The 16,572-nt window shown below is 63.1% G+C and carries 11 protein-coding genes; 4 read left to right on the top strand and 7 right to left on the bottom strand.

Annotated elements, in window-relative coordinates; translation table 11 throughout:
• Positions 1–91: 91 nt before the first annotated feature.
• Genes FYB92_RS12945 through FYB92_RS12935 form a run of 3 tightly spaced genes read left to right on the top strand, consistent with a single transcriptional unit; the run spans position 92 to position 2,631 of the window.
• The gene (locus FYB92_RS12945; RefSeq protein WP_332828787.1) at positions 92–1,495 is read left to right on the top strand and encodes a cbb3-type cytochrome c oxidase subunit I; all 1,404 of its coding nucleotides are present in this window, start codon (positions 92–94) and stop codon (positions 1,493–1,495) included.
• Positions 1,492–2,439 carry a heme o synthase gene (gene cyoE / locus FYB92_RS12940; protein ID WP_075595044.1) on the top strand — a complete coding sequence of 316 codons (948 nt, stop codon included), beginning with the start codon at positions 1,492–1,494 and terminating at the stop codon, positions 2,437–2,439. The genes FYB92_RS12945 and cyoE overlap by 4 nt, the downstream gene beginning before the upstream one ends.
• Positions 2,440–2,490: 51 nt before the next feature.
• Positions 2,491–2,631: a hypothetical protein gene (locus FYB92_RS12935; RefSeq protein WP_003618146.1), complete on the top strand. Its 141-nt coding sequence runs from the start codon at positions 2,491–2,493 to the stop codon at positions 2,629–2,631.
• Between the two features lie 582 nt (positions 2,632–3,213).
• On the opposite strand, the gene FYB92_RS12930 is transcribed toward FYB92_RS12935, so the two are convergent.
• The 6 genes from FYB92_RS12930 to FYB92_RS12905 form a co-directional block, all read right to left on the bottom strand.
• Complete coding sequence (locus FYB92_RS12930) at positions 3,214–4,191, bottom strand: Tim44-like domain-containing protein (protein ID WP_003618148.1); 978 nt, start codon at positions 4,189–4,191, stop codon at positions 3,214–3,216.
• Positions 4,192–4,625: 434 nt separating this feature from the next.
• A complete protein-coding gene (locus tag FYB92_RS12925) occupies positions 4,626–5,966 on the bottom strand; it encodes a TldD/PmbA family protein (protein ID WP_247066554.1) in 1,341 nt (446 codons plus the stop codon).
• Positions 5,963–7,228 carry a pitrilysin family protein gene (locus FYB92_RS12920; RefSeq protein WP_332828786.1) on the bottom strand — a complete coding sequence of 422 codons (1,266 nt, stop codon included), beginning with the start codon at positions 7,226–7,228 and terminating at the stop codon, positions 5,963–5,965. The genes FYB92_RS12925 and FYB92_RS12920 overlap by 4 nt, the downstream gene beginning before the upstream one ends.
• Positions 7,229–7,314: 86 nt before the next feature.
• Positions 7,315–8,712 carry a threonine synthase gene (gene thrC / locus FYB92_RS12915; RefSeq protein WP_332829018.1) on the bottom strand — a complete coding sequence of 466 codons (1,398 nt, stop codon included), beginning with the start codon at positions 8,710–8,712 and terminating at the stop codon, positions 7,315–7,317.
• 89 nt (positions 8,713–8,801) lie between these two features.
• Complete coding sequence (locus tag FYB92_RS12910) at positions 8,802–9,968, bottom strand: L-dopachrome tautomerase-related protein (RefSeq protein WP_332828785.1); 1,167 nt, start codon at positions 9,966–9,968, stop codon at positions 8,802–8,804.
• 68 nt (positions 9,969–10,036) lie between these two features.
• Positions 10,037–11,566, bottom strand: coding sequence for a carboxypeptidase M32 (locus tag FYB92_RS12905; RefSeq protein ID WP_332828784.1), 1,530 nt, complete (start codon positions 11,564–11,566; stop codon positions 10,037–10,039).
• Between the two features lie 90 nt (positions 11,567–11,656).
• On the opposite strand from FYB92_RS12905, the gene FYB92_RS12900 reads away from it, so the two are divergent.
• Positions 11,657–13,600, top strand: coding sequence for a tetratricopeptide repeat protein (locus FYB92_RS12900; protein ID WP_075624017.1), 1,944 nt, complete (start codon positions 11,657–11,659; stop codon positions 13,598–13,600).
• A gap of 23 nt (positions 13,601–13,623) precedes the next feature.
• On the opposite strand, the gene FYB92_RS12895 is transcribed toward FYB92_RS12900, so the two are convergent.
• Positions 13,624–16,482: a [protein-PII] uridylyltransferase gene (locus FYB92_RS12895; protein WP_408902206.1), complete on the bottom strand. Its 2,859-nt coding sequence runs from the start codon at positions 16,480–16,482 to the stop codon at positions 13,624–13,626.
• Positions 16,483–16,572 lie beyond the last annotated feature (90 nt).

Raw genomic sequence — 16,572 nt, 5'->3', positions numbered from 1 at the left:
GTTTTTACAGATATGTCGGGATATATTGCCGCCAGCAATGCTATGTCAGGACTGTGGCGCAATCCCCGCGTCACAAGGGGAGTAGATACATATGCCGACAATCGGTCAGGATCGGATCGATGGCGCAGGCGCCGGTTTGCCCATGGGGGACGCCGGGTTGCGGGCGGGTTCGGGCGGTCATCGCAATGTCGGAACCCTGTATCTGTCCCTGGCGGTTGTGGCGGGGATCGTGGGTGGCATGCTTGCCATCGCGTTGCAGGCCGGATTGCTGCCGCATGGCGTGCTGGCGCGCTGGGGTGGCGGTGACGCTGCGGGGATGTGGGAACGCATTGCCACGCGCCATGGCATGATGATGGTCTTTTTCTGCGCCCTGCCTGCCCTGTTCGGTGGATTTGGCAATTGGTTCGTGCCCTTGCTGACCGGGGCGCGGGACATGGCGTTTCCCCGCCTCAATACCCTTTGCTGGCTTGCCGTTGCGGGCAGTTTTGTACTGGCGCTGCTTGGCCTGTCCGTCGTGACTGCGCCCGCCATGTCCATCGCAGCGCTGCTGTTGTGGTGCGTGGGCATGCTGGGGGCTGCCATCAATATGGTTGCCTCCGTCCTGAACATGCGCGCGCCGGACATGCGCTTGCGTGACATGCCGGTATTCGTGTGGGCGCAGGTGCTGACGGCGATGATGCTGGTGATGGTGGTGCCGGTACTGGCGGGTGCGCTGACGCGCATTGTGCTGGATGGTGGCGACGTGTTCGCGCATCTGGATACCGTGCTGCGTGCCTTTGCCGGACCGGAAATGGCGCTGCTCCTGCTGCCGTCCATCGGGATCGTCAGTCAGGTGATGGAAACATTCTGTGGTGTGCCCCTGCTTGGGCGCATGCAGGTGATCGCAGCCCTGGTGGTCATGTCCGTGGGTGGGGGCGCCGTCTGGACGCATGATCTGTTCAACGGGGGGCTGGGCACATCGGATGGCTATCATGCCGCCGCGGAACTTCTGGTGATCCTTGCACCGGTTGTGATGGTCCTTGGGGCATGGGGGGCAACCGCGTTGACGGGGCATGTACGTCCCAGCCTGCCGATGGGGTGGGCCGTAGGCTGCGCTGTGCTGCTGGTTGCGGGGGGCGTGATGTCGCTGCTGCCCGGTGGTATGGGTGATGTGCATGCGGCCACCGTATTCGCCGCCGTGTTCGCAACCTTTGCCGGTTTCTATTACTGGGTGGGCAAGATGAGTGGCCGTGTCGTCCCGCGCATGGCCGGGCTGGTGCATCTTGTCCTGACGGTGACGGGCACCGCCATGTCGTTGTCTGTGCATCAGGGTGCGCCCGCCATTGCCGGGGCGGTTCTGATGGGGGCGTCCATCCTTGTCTTCGCCGGGGTGGTCGTTGTGACCTGTATGCGCGGACGTGGGCATATCGCCGCCAATTACTGGGGCATGGGCGCGCGGACGCTGGAATGGACGCTGCCGTCGCCTGTGGGCATGGATCGGGGGAACCGGGCATGAGTGGCTCTGTCGCATCGGCGGAAGGAAATGCCGCCTATCCGGTTGCGGTCGTGGGGACGCAGGCGCGTGACTGGTTCGTATTGCTCAAACCCCGTGTCATTTCCCTGGTGGTCTTTACCGGGGCGGCGGGTCTGGCCATGGCGCCGGGGCACCTGAACCCCATTATCTCAGCCATCAGCATCCTGTGCATCTGCATGGCATCCGGGGCGGCCGGTGCGATTAATATGTGGTACGATCGCGATATCGACGCGGTCATGAAACGCACGGCCACACGGCCCATTCCCGATGGCCGCATGCGCCCGGACGAGGTCCTTGGCTTTGGCATTGGCCTGTCGGTGGCGTCGGTCATCCTGATGTGGCTGGCGACGAATGCACTGGCTGCTGGTATCCTTGCGTTCTCGATCTTCTTTTATGCCGTCGTCTATACGATGTGGCTGAAACGTTCCACGCCACAGAATATCGTCATTGGTGGCGCGGCCGGGGCATTCCCGCCCATGATCGGCTGGGCCGCTGCGACGGGGTCGCTGACGGTGCTGCCGATTGTCATGTTCGGCATCATCTTCTTGTGGACGCCGCCGCATTTCTGGTCGCTGTCGCTATATGCATGCAAGGATTACGGGCGGGCCGGCATTCCGATGCTGCCGGTTGTAAAGGGCGCGCGGCATACGCGCTGGCAGATCCTGTGGTACACGATCATCCTTATGGCGGTGACGCTTGTGCCATCGGCGATGCATCTTGCGGGATGGCTTTATACCGTTACGGCCACTGTTCTTGGGGCGGGGTTCATCTATCGCGCCATTGGCGTCCTGCGTGATCGGCAGGATGCACAGGGGGTAAGCGAGAGCGGTGATCTGCCCGCGCGTAAGGCATTCCGGTATTCGCTGGCTTATCTGTTCCTGCTGTTTTGCGGTATGCTGGCGGATCATTTCCTCATCATGCACTGATGCCGATCATGCGGTTGTCGTGCCGCCTGCTCTCTGACAAGGGATATTGTAATGTCATCGGATAATGCCCCAGTGGTACGGACCCCGGCCGAGGAATATGCCCGTCGGCATAAGGGCCGTATCTATGGCGTGGCCCTGACGCTTGGGGCGCTGGCCATGATCCTGTATGTCCTGAGCATCGTCAGGATCTGAGAAGCTGTTTGAAAAGTCAGGCTCAATAACATCCTGAAATCATAAAGGTTTTTGGCGCAGCTTTTTCCAGAAGGCTTCAGCAGACGCAGTCTTTTTCGATCAAAAGGCGGCACCCGAAAACTTTTCCTGTTTTTTATCAAGGATTTGTTTTTAAACACTCTCTGAACGGATCAGGGACTGTTCACTGAAGAATAAAAGTTTTTTGTGAGGCGTTTTTGAACGCCTCCCGGCGGCATGATATTCTCAAAAAACAAGATAACGCCTGCAACCTTTTCTCATTTATTGTCAATGGGTGGCTTTCACGCAGGGGCTGTCTTTGGGAAGCTGTTGCATCAGGCTCATCAAAGATTTTTATACTTCAATATGTGCTGGTCCCGCTTGTCCAAAGACGCGCTGGCAACCTTTGATGATATGTTTTTCCCAGATGGCCAGTGGGTGGGAATGACACCTGTTTCGTCTGGCGATGTGTGGACCCTGCTCCGCCGTTCATATCTGTCCCTTCGCAGGGCATAACACAAAAAAGGGTGGCCCGGACCATTTGTCCCGGACCACCCTTCTGTCATGTTTCGTGGGAACGTAAGGTTAACGGGCTACCTGCTGGATGGCGGAGACAAGCCATGTCCCGCCACGCGAACTCCGTTCGAATGTCCACAGTTCGGTCACGACGGTGCGTTCGGTCGAACTGCCGTCAATGACGTGGCCCGTCATGTCGGTGGTCATGTCAATCAGGGAATACCGCATGGCCACAGTGGCGTAATCCATGCCATTTTCCTGCCAGCTTTCCGTCAGGTCGCCATTTTCAAAGCGGACGTCCGACACAACATTGCGCGCGCCACGGCTGGCGAGGTCGGTAAGCTGGTGGCTGAAGTAACTGACCATCTCTGGCGTGGCCATGTGTTGCAGGGCGCCAAGATTCTGCTGGCTCCATGCGGCCTGCACGTTGACCAGCGCCTGCTGGAAGGCCTGGTAATCCGCGGCTGTCAGCGCGACCTGTGGTGCGGGTGCATTGTTCATCGGTTGCGCGGATGACACGTTGCCCCCTCTCAGCCCCGGCAGGCCGGAGGGCATGCCCCCCTGTCCCGTAAAGCGGCGGATCAGCCACCGTACCACGAAGAAGACAAGCAGGAGCTGGATCAGCAGGCCAAGGATGCCGCTGCCGCCCATACCACCGCCGCCGAACATACCATGCCCGAAGACCATGCCGAACAGGCCCGCGCCAAGCAGCCCCCCGGCAAAGCCGCTGAGGAAGGGGTGGCGGGGACGTCCCATCATGGCGGCCGCACCCGCGCCATACGGCATGCGTGTCGCCATCCCATAGGGGGCCGACGGGCTGCTGCGTGGCGTCATGGTCTGCTGGAACGGGGTTGCGCCATAGGGCGCCGTGGCCGTGCGGGGCGGCGCGCTATAGGTACGCGACCCCCGGCTGCCCATCGACATGCCACCCCCGGCACGCGCATCGGCGGCCACCGGGTGAACAATCAGGGGCAGGGCCGCAAGGGCGGCGCTCAGGCTCAGGATGATGCGTTTACGTGGCATCTGTCGCGAAAGGGTCTGTTTCATCTGCGTCAGGGTATCTTGTATCCTGCGTTAAGGCGATCCCGACGACTGCCGACAGGATCGTTGCCTCTTACGATATGGGTATTTATCCGTCGATAAACAGGGGGCGACGGGCATTGGACATTGTTTGATAAAATGACTTTTATAATGCCCTGATTTTTCAAAGGTTTTTTAAACCCTCAAGGGAAAGCCCGGCAAGACGCTGTCCTGCCGGGTAAAAGGCAATGCCCGAAAACCGTTGCGATGTCTTATGAAAGTGTTTGAAAACAACTGATTGATAAAAAATAAGAAAAGTTTTTGCGTGCCGCCTTTCGATCGAAAAAGGCTGCGTCTTTCGAAGCTTTTTAGAAAAAGCTTCACCAAAAACCTTTATAATTTCAGTCTTTTATCAACAGGGTGTTTCAAACAGTTTTATGCCGTGGCACCTGTCGTCGAATTCATGCCCCTGCAATCATCATGTCATCAATCCGCACGGTTGGCGCATTGGTGGTGCGGCGGAAATCAAGGTCATTGGCAACCTGCATGCGGGCAAACATGTCCACAAGGTTGCCCGCAACCGTCAGTTCCGCCACAGGTTCGGCAAGTTGCCCGTTGCGGATCATGAAGCCCGAGGCCCCACGGCTGTAATCACCGGTAATGCCATTGATGGCAGAACCCATCAGTTCGGTGATGTAGATACCTTCGCCGATGTCCGCCATCAGATCATGTGGTGTGACCCGTCCGGGCTGCATATGCATGTTCCCCAGCGAGGGAGAGGGCGGTGAGGATGCCCCCCGGCCCGCACAGCCATTGGAGGTTAGCCCCAGTTGCCGCGCACTGCGGGCGTCAAGCGCCCATGTCTGCAAGACACCATTTTCGACGATCGTCAGGGGCTTTGTCCTGACGCCTTCTCCGTCGAACGGATGTGCGCCCAGCCCCCGGATACGCAGGGGATCGTCGATAATGGTGATGTCTGTCCCCATGATCTGCTGTCCCATCCGGTCCTTCAGGAACGAAGTGCCGCGCGCGATGGCGATACCATTCACCGCGCCCGACAGATGGCCCAGCAGGCTGGTGGAGATGCGCGGGTCCAGCACGATGGGCATCCGCCCGGTGCGCGGTCGTACGGGGTTGAGGCGGGCGACCGCGCGTTCACCCGCATGCCGCCCGATGGTGGCCGCATCCTCAAGGTCCGACAGGTGTACCGCCGAATGATAGTCATAATCACGCTGCATCCCCGTTCCCTGTCCCGCCACCACACTGGCGGAGATGGAATGGCTGCTGCGTGAGTATCCGCCCGAAAACCCGGCCGAGGTCATCATGACGATGTCCATGCGGCCCGCGCTGGCGGAGGCGCCGTTGGTGTTGCTGACACCCGTAATGGCAAGGGCTGCGGCCTCGGCCGTGCGGGCGCGTTCGATCAGGGCGGTGGTGGGTGGTTCCGTCATGTCCAGAAGGTCAAGGCCCGCCGCATCGACATGGCCATGCACCGCCTGGTCGCACAACCCGGCAAAGCGATCTTCCGGCACGACGCGTGCCATCGCCAGCGCCTGTGCCACCAAGGGGGCGAAACGGGCGGGATCAAGGCTGGTGGCCGACACGATGGCCGATCGCTGCCCTACGAATACGCGCAGGCCAAGGTCACATGTCTCGGAGCGTTCAAGGTCTTCCGCCTTGCCGTTACGCACCTGCGCCCCGTGGGCGATCCGGGTCATGTAAACCGCGTCGGCCGCATCGGCGCCAGCGGCGCGCGCCGTGTCAAGCAGGGTTGCAATCAGGTCAAGCGGTTCCGGTGTCATCGTGCAAGGATCTCCGCAACAGTGGCGACAGGGGGCATGTGCCTGACCGGGCCAAGTGATGTCAGCGTGGGCGTACCGTGAAAGACCCGGGCCGCCACGCGCTGGACATCGGCGATGGTGACGGCGTCGATACGCTGCACCGTTTCATGGATCGGCACCAGACGGTCAAAGATCTGCAACTGCCGTGCAAGCTGTTCGCAGCGGCTGCCGGTGCTTTCCAGTGACATCAGCAATGATGATTTCAGTTGCGCGCGGGCACGGTCAAGTTCGTTCTGCGCGACCTGTCCCTGTACCTTGCGCAGTTCCTCCAGCGTGACGGGAATCAGGTCCGCCACCTGGGATTCGCCGGTGCCTGCGTAAATCCCGAACAGCCCACCCTGACGGAAGGGGGCGTTGAAGGAATAGACCGAATAGACCAGGCCACGCTTTTCACGGATTTCCTGGAACAGGCGCGATGACATGCCCCCACCAAGCAGCGTGGACAGCAGCAGGGTCGGGTAATAATCCGGATCGCCATAGCCGACAGAGGGAAAGCCGAGCACGATATGTGCCTGGTCCAGTTCACGCCGCTGTGCGAATTCGCCACCGATATAGGTTACGCCCGGACATGGCGGGATGTCTGTCTGCGGCAGGTCGCGGAAATGCTTTTCCACCATTTCCACCACGGCATCGTGATGCAGGTTGCCCGCCGCCGCAATGATGGTGTTGCGTGCGGTATAGTGCGTGCGCATATAGGTCATCAGCGTTTCGCGCGTCATTTCGCGAATGCCGCCTTCGGTGCCCAGCGTGGGACGGCCCATGGGCTGGTTGGGGAAGGCAGTTTCCTGGAAATGGTCGAACACGATGTCATCGGGCGTGTCGTTGGCCTGCCCGATTTCCTGCAAGATCACGCCACGTTCGCGTTCCAGTTCGTCAGGGGCAAAGCTGCTGTGTGTCAGGATGTCGCCGATGATGTCCACACCAAGCGGCAGGTCTTCCTTCAGCAGCTTGACGTAATAGGCGGTGTGTTCGCGCGCGGTATAGGCGTTGATATGGCCGCCGACATTCTCGATCTCTTCCGCGATGCCCGCCGCCGTGCGTGTCGCCGTGCCTTTGAACGCCATATGTTCGAGGAAGTGGGACACCCCGTTCTCGCGCGCGTCCTCGTGACAGGTGCCAGCGGCGACATACGCCCCGAAGGAGGCGGTTTCAACACGCTCCATCCGTTCGGTGACAACGGTCAGCCCGGAAGGCAGGCGGGTAACATTGATGAGGTCAGTCATTCGGATCCTGAAGGCCCGGCCGGGATCACTGAGCGGCAGGGCCATAGTTTGAGAAATCAGGGAAGAGGCAGGAGGCGCCAGCCGCGTCAGCTATTTTTCAGGACTGCGGCGCGGACCTTGTCCTCAATGGTTCCAAGGTCCGCAGGCACCACCTCGTAACGCTCCGGCCGGTCGAACAGGTCCGACAACGCATCCGGCAGGGCCGGGCGGATGCCGATCGCCTTTTCCATTGCGTCGGGGAATTTGGCGGGATGGGCGGTCGCCATTGCCACCATGGGGATTCCCGGTTCGCGAAAGGCGCGTCCGGCGGCAATGCCGATGGCGGTGTGCGGGTCGGCCATATACTGGCTTTGCGCATGCAGGCGCCGGATTTCGGCCACCGTCGCATCGTCATCAAGCGCCATGCCATGGAACAGCGCATTGGCCTTGTCCCATACCGGCGTGGGCACATGCATGCGACCGGTCTTGCGGAATTCCGTCACGATGCGCGCGCATGCGCTGGCGTCGCGGTCGAGCAGTTCGAACAGGAGGCGTTCGAAATTCGACGAGACCTGGATATCCATCGACGGTGACAGGCTGGGTACCACGCCATGGATGGACATGTCGTTTTCGTTGAGGAAGCGCGACAGGATGTCGTTGCGGTTCGACCCCACACACAGCGCGCGGATGGGAAGGCCCATCTGGCGCGCGACCCACGCGGCCAGCACGTTGCCGAAATTGCCGGTGGGCACGGCGAACGCCACCTCCCGGTCCGGTGCGCCAAGTGCAAGCGCGGAATAGACGTAATAGGGCACCTGGGCGGCGATTCGTGCCCAGTTGATGGAATTGACCGCCGACAGGTGCATGTCGGTGCGGAACGTGGTGTCGGCGAACATCGCCTTGACCATGTCCTGGCAATCGTCAAACGTGCCCTGTACCGCAAGGTTGGTGACGTTGGGCTCCAGCACCGTTGTCATCTGGCGGCGCTGCACGTCGGATGTGCGCCCTTCGGGGTGCAGGATCACCACACGCAGGCGTTCGCGCCCGCGACATGCCGCAATCGCGGCAGACCCTGTATCGCCCGACGTGGCCCCCACGATCGTCACATGTTCATTGCGCTGCGTCAGGACATGGTCGAACAGGCGGCCCAGCAACTGCATCGCCATGTCCTTGAACGCCAGCGTCGGGCCATGGAACAGTTCCTGCACGAACAGCCCGTCTTCCACCTGCGTCAACGGCACGATGGCGGCATGGTCGAAATGGGCATAGGCATCGCGGCACAGTTGCCCCAGCACGTCCGGCGGGATCGACCCGGCGGTGAATGGCGCCATCACGCGCGCGGCAAGTTCGGGGTAGGGCAGGCCGCGCAGGTCCCGCCATTGCCGGGGGGAGAATTCCGGCCAGCTTTCCGGCAGGTAAAGTCCACCGTCTTCGGCCAGACCAGCCAGGAGCACGGACGAGAAATCGCGGACAGGGGCTTGTCCCCGGGTAGAAATATAGCGCATGGGTCCGATCATAATGCCATCTCCCCACCGCGCGAAGGGGCGCAGTGGGACTCGATGATCCTATCCTGAACGATTTTGGGAAAGGTGTGTCAGAATTTCGCCTCGGGCAGGGCCGCGACATTGATGCGATAGACATGGACCGGCCATGACACCTGCATCTGCCCGCCATTCAGTGCGGGTGTGCGGTCAAGCTGCGCCGCAGGGACATACATCATCCCGTCGGGCGTGACATACGATCCTGCGGGCCAGTGCAGGCGCGGGTCGGTCACGATGCGTTGATAGATACGCTTGGGCGTCAGGCGGAAGATGCTGCTGGTGGAGACGTCATTCAGATACAGCGTCCCGTCCGCACCCACGGCGATCCCGCCATAGGGGGGGGATTTGTACCACAGGGTGGGGCTGTCTTCCAATTCGATGGGCGTGACCTTCGGATCAATCAGCACATCCGTGCCCAGCTTGTAGATCGGGCCGCTGAGCGGTTCGAAATACAGCCATTTCCCATCCGGGCTGATGGCCATCTGGCTGATATTGATGATGGCGGTATGGCCTGATGCGTTCTTCATCACACGCGCGTCTGGGCCGAGGATCGGCCGTCCCGCCGTCAGGGCGGGGTTATGTTCCATCAGCCGGCGCTGCCCATGGCCATCAAGGTCGGCCACGATCAGTGCGGGCACCCCTTCATCCCCGATATAGGCATGGCCATTGCCCACCCGCATCGTGGACAGGTGGCTGTCCGGGCGCAGGCTGGCCGCGTCCACATCCCATGTCGCCGTAACCTGCGCCGTGCGGGTGTCGATGCGCATGACCTTGGGCTGCGCGCGCGTCCCGTCGGCGGCGATCCCGCTATCGAGTACCCATAACGTCCCGTCCGCCTGTAACTGAAGGTCCGCAGGGGCAACCAGGCGTTGCGCCGCCGGTGTGGCGGGGTCGTTCGATGCCGCGTCGGGATAGGGGGCGGGGTGTTGCCCGGGGGCGAAGATGACAAGGCCGCCCTGCTTTATCCCGGTCCATGCCGGGGCCTGTGCGATGAACCGGCCATCGGGCAGGACGACGACCCGGTCCCACGTCGCGGTGGCGGAGGTCGCGACATCATCCATCGGTGCGGACGGGTTCAGCGGCGGCGCAGGTTTGGCCGCATGCGCCTGGCGTGCGTCAAACGGGGCGTTCATCAGGGCCAGCGCCCCGACAAGGGCGCAGGCGACACCCGCATGGCGGGTGCGATGCGGGCGGGACGGGGCGGAATCGTGACTGGACATTGTCCGCATGTCGCCATGAACCGCCCACGAAGGCAAGGGGCCGTGGGGGATGGCGGGTATCCGCGCGCCTATTGCCCGCAATACCGGTGCCGAAGATGCCGCAGATACGCATCAGGCCCCGGCGGCGCCCCCGTGGCGTCGCGCACGATGTCGCGCATCGCGGCACTGCTGGCGCGATGATGGACATGGGTGCGCAGCCATGTCAGCAGCGTGGAGAAATCACCCCGCGCGATATCTTCCATCAATGTCGGGCACGCCTTCTGCGCCGCCTCGCGCAATTGGGCGGCGATCATCGCGCCAAGCGTGTAGGTGGGGAAATATCCCCACGATCCCGATGGCCAGTGGATGTCCTGCAGGCAGCCCAGCCGGTCTTCGGTCACGCGCAGGCCCAACAGGTCGTAAAGACGTGCGTTAAAGGCCCCCGGAAGGTCACGCAGCGTCATCTGCCCGTTGATGAGTGCGGTTTCCATCTCATAACGCACAAGGATATGGGCGGGATAGGTGACCTCGTCCGCATCCACGCGGATGAACCCTGGACGCACGCGCGTAACCTGCCGGTGCAGCGTATCTGCGGACCATTCGGCGGAGTGCACGTCCCCGCCAAGCGCGGTTGCAATGACGGGGGCTGCCCATGTCATGAACTCGGCCGAGCGGCAGACCTGCATTTCCATCAGCAGCGACTGGCTTTCATGCAGGCTCATCCCGCGTGCCGCGCCGACGGGTTGTGAATGCCATGCACGTGGCAGGCCCTGTTCATACAGCGCGTGACCGCTTTCATGTACGACGCCCATCAGGGCATTGAGGAAATCGCCTTCCTCGTACCGTGTGGTAATGCGCACGTCGTCTTCCGCCCCGCCGCAGAAGGGGTGCAGGCTGACATCCAGCCGCCCGCGTGCCATGTCGAACCCCACGGTCCGCATGATCTCCTGCCCCAGTGCGGCCTGCGCGGCGGTTGCGAATGGCCCGCGCGGCAGGGCCGGCGCGGGGTGCGCGCGCTGATGGTCAAGCGCATCGGCGATCAGGCCCGGAAGCTGTGTGGACAGGCGGCGGAACACAGGATCGATATCCGCCTGCCGTGTGCCGGGGTCATATTGGTCCAGCAGCGCGTCATAGGGCGAAAGCCCAAGGGCCTCTGCCTTGGCATGGGCGATTTCACGCGTGCGCGCCAATACGTCCTCCAGATAGGGCAGAAGGCTGGCGAAATCGCTGTCGCGGCGTGCCGTGCGCCACGCCATCTCGCACCGGGATGCCGCGCGGGACGCGGCCTCCACCAGGTCCGGGGGCACGGCCATGGCGTGGGCGTGCAGCCTGCGCATCTCCTGCAGGTTCGCCGCCTGCCACGCATCCCCCGGTTCTGGCGCCGCCGCCAGCAGGTCCGCCATGTCCGGGGTGGTCATGATGCCATGATGCAGGACCGATAGTGTCGCGATGCTTTCGGCCCGGCTGTCGGCGGCGCCCGATGGCATCATCGTGTCCTTGTCCCACCCGAGGATGCCCAGCGCATTGGCGATATGTCCCATCCGCGCAAAGCGGCGGACCAGCGTGTCATATGCATCATGTGCGGCAGGTGTGGGCGTGTCGGCCACGGGGTCGTGCATGGAGGAATTCCCGGCGTAAAGGAGTCGTTATCAATTGCGCCCTAGCGTGGCGGCCTTGGGCGCAACACGCAAGCAGGGACGGTGCCACCCATGCCGGAAAAGGCAGGCGACGTAATCGAACAGGGGCTGCGCCTGCTGGCGCAGGGGCAGGCGGCGGCGGCAGGCGGGCATTTCCGCCAGATCCTGCGCCGCGATGGCAGCCATGCCGGTGCGTTGCACGGGATGGCCTGTGTCGTGCGTGCCTGCGGGCGTGACGACCTTGCCATCGGGTTGGCCGGGCGCGCGATCGAGATCGAGGGGGCGTCCCATTATTATGTGACACTGGCGCAGGCATTGATGGCGCGTGGGCATGTGGTGCAGGCCCGCGCGGCGGTAAATGTCGCCATCCTGAAATCCCCGCGCGATCCCGTGGCGCGCGCGGCGCAGGCCCGCATTGCCGAGGAATCGCACGATTTCACCACGGCGGAGACGGCATATGCGCAGGCCATCGCCTGTGGTGGCGTTGACGCATGGCGGCCCCGGGCGGACATGGCGCGCTTCTTGTGGCGCCGGAACCGTCGTGCCGATGCGCTGTCCTGGATGCGCAAGGCCTTTTGCCTTGCCCCGGAGGGGGACAGGCAGCTTTTTCACGAACTGGTGGAAATGCTGCTGGGCTGCGGCCACCTGCCAGAAGCACGGGCCAGTCTGGAGGCATGGTTGCAACATCTGCCCGATGACGCGATGGCGGCGGGCAACCTTGGCGCGGTCCTGTTCGCGCAGCGCGAGTTCGCGGCCGCCCTGCCATGGCTGCGGCAATGTGTGCAGGTCCTGCCCCATGCGGATGTATGGAACAATCTGGGCCTGACCTTCATGGCGCTAGGCGACGTTGCGCGGGCGCGTCGCGCGCTGGAACAGGCGCATGACCTGCGTCGTGACGACGGCCGGATTGCCGCCAACCTTGCCACCGTCCTGGCGGAGCAGGGGGAAGACGCCCCCGCCGCCGCCCTGTGCCGTGCGGTGATGGCAGATAAGCACGCCGATGCGCAGACCCGGGCACAGGCGCGCTTCAACCTTGGCACACTCATGCTGGGGCAGGGGCGGATGGCCGAAGGCTGGGCATTGTGGGAGGCGCGGCATGCGCTCCTGCCCGCCGATACGACGCATTATCCCGTCCTGCCCCGCTGCACGCGCGCGATGCTGGCTGATGGCGCGGGGACAACAGGGGACAGGATCGTTGTCCATGCCATGCAGGGAATGGGCGATACGATCCAGTTCCTGCGTTATGTCCCCATGCTGGCGCGGCGGCGGCGTGTGGTGCTGGTGCTGCCCCCCGCGCTGCATCGGCTGGCGGCCAGCCTGCGTGACAGGACAGGGGCTTCTGTTGCGCGGCGCATGGAAATTATCGCGCCAAATGATGAATATCCACGCGGTGTCGTGGCGCGATGCGACCTGTTCAGCCTGCCTTACCTGTTGGGGCTGGATGCGCTTCCGCGTCCGATGGGGGCATATGTCGGCCCGGTGGCCATGCCCCGCGCGATGGGGGGGATACGGGTTGGCCTGTGCTGGGCAGGGAATGCGCAGTACCGTTTCGACCGGCTCCGTTCCGTCGGGGCGCAGCGGATGGCGATGCTGGCGGGGGTGCGGGACGTGACGTTCGTCAGCCTTCAGCAGGGGGCAGGGGGTGCCGACCTGCCATTCCCGATGGAGGTGCCGTCACTGGGCGATGTGATGGATACGGCGTGGGTGATCGCCACGCTGGATCTGGTGATCTGCGTGGATACGATGGTGGCGCACCTTGCCGGGGCGATGGGGCGCCCGGTCTGGCTGCTTAACCGTCATGGGGGGGACTGGCGCTGGTCCGCCGCCCTTGGTGGGGGGGATGGTGATGCATCGTCACGGCCGCACGGAAGCTGCTGGTATCCGCACCTTCGGCAGTTTCGTCCCGCACACGCGCTACCGCCGCCCCATGCGTGGGACGGGGTCATCGAACAGGTGCGCGATGCGCTGCATGACTGGCGCGCGGCGCGGCGGGATGTCAGGGGCTGTCTGGACTGATCGTGAGGTTCTCTGACCTTCCGTCAGATCGTGACGGTATCCAGGGCGGAGGTCAGGCGGGTGGCGTTGGCCTCTGCCTTTTGCAGTCCGGCCAACAGGGTCTGGCGAATGGTCTCCAGACGCGCCTTGTCCGTGATCTTCAGGCCGAACAGGTCCTTGACATAAAACACGTCAACCGCCCGCACGCCATAGGTCGTGATATGGGCCGAGGCGATCTGCAGCTTCTGGTCGCTGATGGTTGCCGTAATGTCATGAAGCAGGCCGGGCCGGTCGCGCCCGTTGATTTCGACCACCGTGCAGGCATTGGACGCGCGGTTGTCGATCACGACGCGCGGCGGCACATGGATGGCGCGCATGCGCCGCCCGCTGCCGCGCCGCCCGCAGCTTGCGATTTCCTTGCTGATATTGAGCTGTCCTGACAGGGCCTGCTCCACCAGCATCGACAGGCGGGCCAACTGCTGCGGTTCCTCAAAGGCCGCGCCATCGGCATCCTGAACCCATAATGTATCGAGCGCCATGCCGTTGGTCATCGTATGGATGCGCGCATCGACAATGGATGCGCCCGCAATGGCGACAGCCCCGGCGATGCGTGAAAACAGGCCCGGATGGTCGGCGGCATAAATCGTCACCTCGGTCACGCCACGCGCCGGAATCGGTTGGGATTCAACCGTCAGCGGGGAATGCCTGGCCTCGGATTCGGTAATCAGGCGGATATGGCGGCGATGGGTGTCACGGTCGAATGACAGCCAGTAACTGCCGTAACCCAGCCCCATGAAATGGGCGATCTCCCCTTCGGGCAGGCCATCTTCGGCCAGCCACTGCGCCGTTGCGGCCTTGGCGCGGGCGACGCGGACATCGCGTTCCGTCGTGGCCATGCTCCCTTCAAGGACTTCGGCCACGCGCATGTAAAGTTCATTCAGCAGCGTCGCCTTCCACGCGTTCCATACACGCGGCCCGACCGCGCGCATGTCCACGATCGTCAGCAGCAGCAAAAGGCGCAGGCGTTCGGGCGACTGGATGATGTCGGCAAGGTCGAGGATCGTCTTGGGATCGTCAATGTCGCGCTGGAACGCCGTATGGCTGAGCAACAGGTGATGCAGCACCAGCCACGACACGGTCTCCGTCTCTTCGCTGTCCATGCCCAGTTCGGGGCAGACATGCAGCGCGATTTCCGATCCGATTTCCGAATGGTCCCCGCCCCGTCCCTTTGCGATGTCATGCAGCAGGACCGCGACATACAGCGCCCGGCGCGAATGCAGGTTGCGCGCCAGTTCATAGGCCAGCGGGATTTCGTCCGCCATCGACCCGTGTTCCACGCGCTCCAGAATACGCAGCGCGTCGATGATGTGCTCATCCACGGTAAAGACATGATAGGTGTCGAACTGCATCTGCCCCACGACCCGCGACCAGTCGGGCAGCAGCCGCCCCATCAGGCCGGTTTCGTTGAGGATATGCAGCCAGTAGGCATTCCCTTTGCGCCGTCCCTCGTCCATCTGGTGAAAACTGGGGGCGTCATCGCCCTGTACGGCCGCAGGCGGGGTGCCGGCGGCGCCATGGCGGGCGCGCTCTGGCGGGGTGCCGCACATCAGGTCGAGGAAGATGGAAGACGCCTCCGCATTGCCACGCAGGGTGGCGGCATGGCGTTCCCAGCGGATCATCTGCTGCATCGCCAGGGGATGGATCGGCAGCTTGCGCTTTTTCGCCCATGCCAGCAGGCGCATCATCTGGATTGGTTCATGTTCGAACGATGTGCCGCGTTCAGGCAGGATGCGTCCGTCCATCACGGTAAACCCGGCATCACGCATCTGCGTATCGGCCTGTGGTGCATTGGCGATGGGGCCAAGCGCCTGGCGCAGGACGGCAGGTTCAAGCACAAGCGTCAGGCGCATGACCTCGCGCACCGTCAGGAAGTAGTGGCGCATGAAACGCTCCACCCCCACCTGTCGGCCATGACGGGTATAACCCATGCGCCCGCCGACCACCGGTTGCACGTCAAAGGTCAGGCGTTCTTCCGCCCGGCCGGAGACATAGTGCAGGTGAAAGCGCACGCGCCACAGGAAATCCCATGACCGGCGGGCGCGCTTGGCCTCTTGTTCCGTCAGCAGGCCGAGTGCGCTGAAACCGGGGGCCAGCAGGTCGGAGACATGGCGCGTGCCGAAAGTATAGCGGCACATCCAGTACAGCGTCTGCAGGTCACGCAGGCCGCCGCGCCCTTCCTTGACATTGGGTTCGACAAGATAGGGGCTGTCGCCGAAACGGTGGTGGCGGGCGGCCCGTTCACGCCGCTTGTCGGTGATGAAACATGCGGCCCCCGCCGTGACGCAGGCGACGATGTAGCGTGCCTCGAACATTGCGAACAGGGTGGCGTCCCCCGCCAGAAGCCGTGCGTCGAGTAAGGTGGTGCGCACGGTGGTATCGGCCTCGGCCTCCGTGATGCACTCATCAATCGTGCGCGTCGCATGCCCGACCTTCAGCCCAAGATCCCACAGGAAATACAGGATGTATTCGACAACGCCGCGCACCTCGTCCGACGGTTCGTCCGGGGTCAGGAACAGCAGGTCGATATCACTGAACGGCGCCAGCAGCCCACGCCCGTAACCGCCCGTTGCGGTAATGGCGAAGCTGACGTCGCCCGCCACCTGCGACTCGGCACGGATGCTGTGGGTCGCGAATTCGCACAACGTGCGGATCATGCCATCGGTATAGCTGGCCAGCAGCTTGCCCGCGTCCGCGCCGCCCAGGCGATGCGCCTCGAATTCCTCGCGCACATGGGACTGAAAGCGCGCAAGGTGCCTGCGGAACAGGCTGATCGCCTCCTCCCGCGGGAGTTCCGGGGCATAGGGTGCGTTCAGTCCCAGCGCGTCGCGCAGGGCAATGGTCATGTCCTCGACAGTGGAGGCGGCGTGGGCAGGGCTCGGCATCGCGGTCTGGTCGGCGTCCTTTGGGGCGAATGGGCCGGACAAGTGTGCCGG

The organism is Novacetimonas sp. GS1 (genome assembly GCF_036686925.1).
Taxonomy (GTDB): Bacteria; Pseudomonadota; Alphaproteobacteria; order Acetobacterales; family Acetobacteraceae; genus Novacetimonas; species Novacetimonas hansenii.
Note: the sequence above shows the minus strand (reverse complement) of the source record. Positions and strands in the feature narration are given on the sequence as shown.

What these genes read in the sequence shown, in the direction of transcription:
- FYB92_RS12935 (WP_003618146.1), top strand. Translation starts at nt 2,491, where the DNA reads ATGTCATCGGATAATGCCCCAGTGGTACGGACCCCGGCCGAGGAATAT.
- FYB92_RS12920 (WP_332828786.1), bottom strand. Translation starts at nt 7,228, where the DNA reads ATGACTGACCTCATCAATGTTACCCGCCTGCCTTCCGGGCTGACCGTT.
- FYB92_RS12910 (WP_332828785.1), bottom strand. Translation starts at nt 9,968, where the DNA reads ATGTCCAGTCACGATTCCGCCCCGTCCCGCCCGCATCGCACCCGCCAT.
- FYB92_RS12925 (WP_247066554.1), bottom strand. Translation starts at nt 5,966, where the DNA reads ATGACACCGGAACCGCTTGACCTGATTGCAACCCTGCTTGACACGGCG.
- FYB92_RS12895 (WP_408902206.1), bottom strand. Translation starts at nt 16,482, where the DNA reads ATGACCATTGCCCTGCGCGACGCGCTGGGACTGAACGCACCCTATGCC.
- cyoE (WP_075595044.1), top strand. Translation starts at nt 1,492, where the DNA reads ATGAGTGGCTCTGTCGCATCGGCGGAAGGAAATGCCGCCTATCCGGTT.
- thrC (WP_332829018.1), bottom strand. Translation starts at nt 8,712, where the DNA reads ATGCGCTATATTTCTACCCGGGGACAAGCCCCTGTCCGCGATTTCTCG.
- FYB92_RS12945 (WP_332828787.1), top strand. Translation starts at nt 92, where the DNA reads ATGCCGACAATCGGTCAGGATCGGATCGATGGCGCAGGCGCCGGTTTG.
- FYB92_RS12905 (WP_332828784.1), bottom strand. Translation starts at nt 11,566, where the DNA reads ATGCACGACCCCGTGGCCGACACGCCCACACCTGCCGCACATGATGCA.
- FYB92_RS12930 (WP_003618148.1), bottom strand. Translation starts at nt 4,191, where the DNA reads ATGAAACAGACCCTTTCGCGACAGATGCCACGTAAACGCATCATCCTG.
- FYB92_RS12900 (WP_075624017.1), top strand. Translation starts at nt 11,657, where the DNA reads ATGCCGGAAAAGGCAGGCGACGTAATCGAACAGGGGCTGCGCCTGCTG.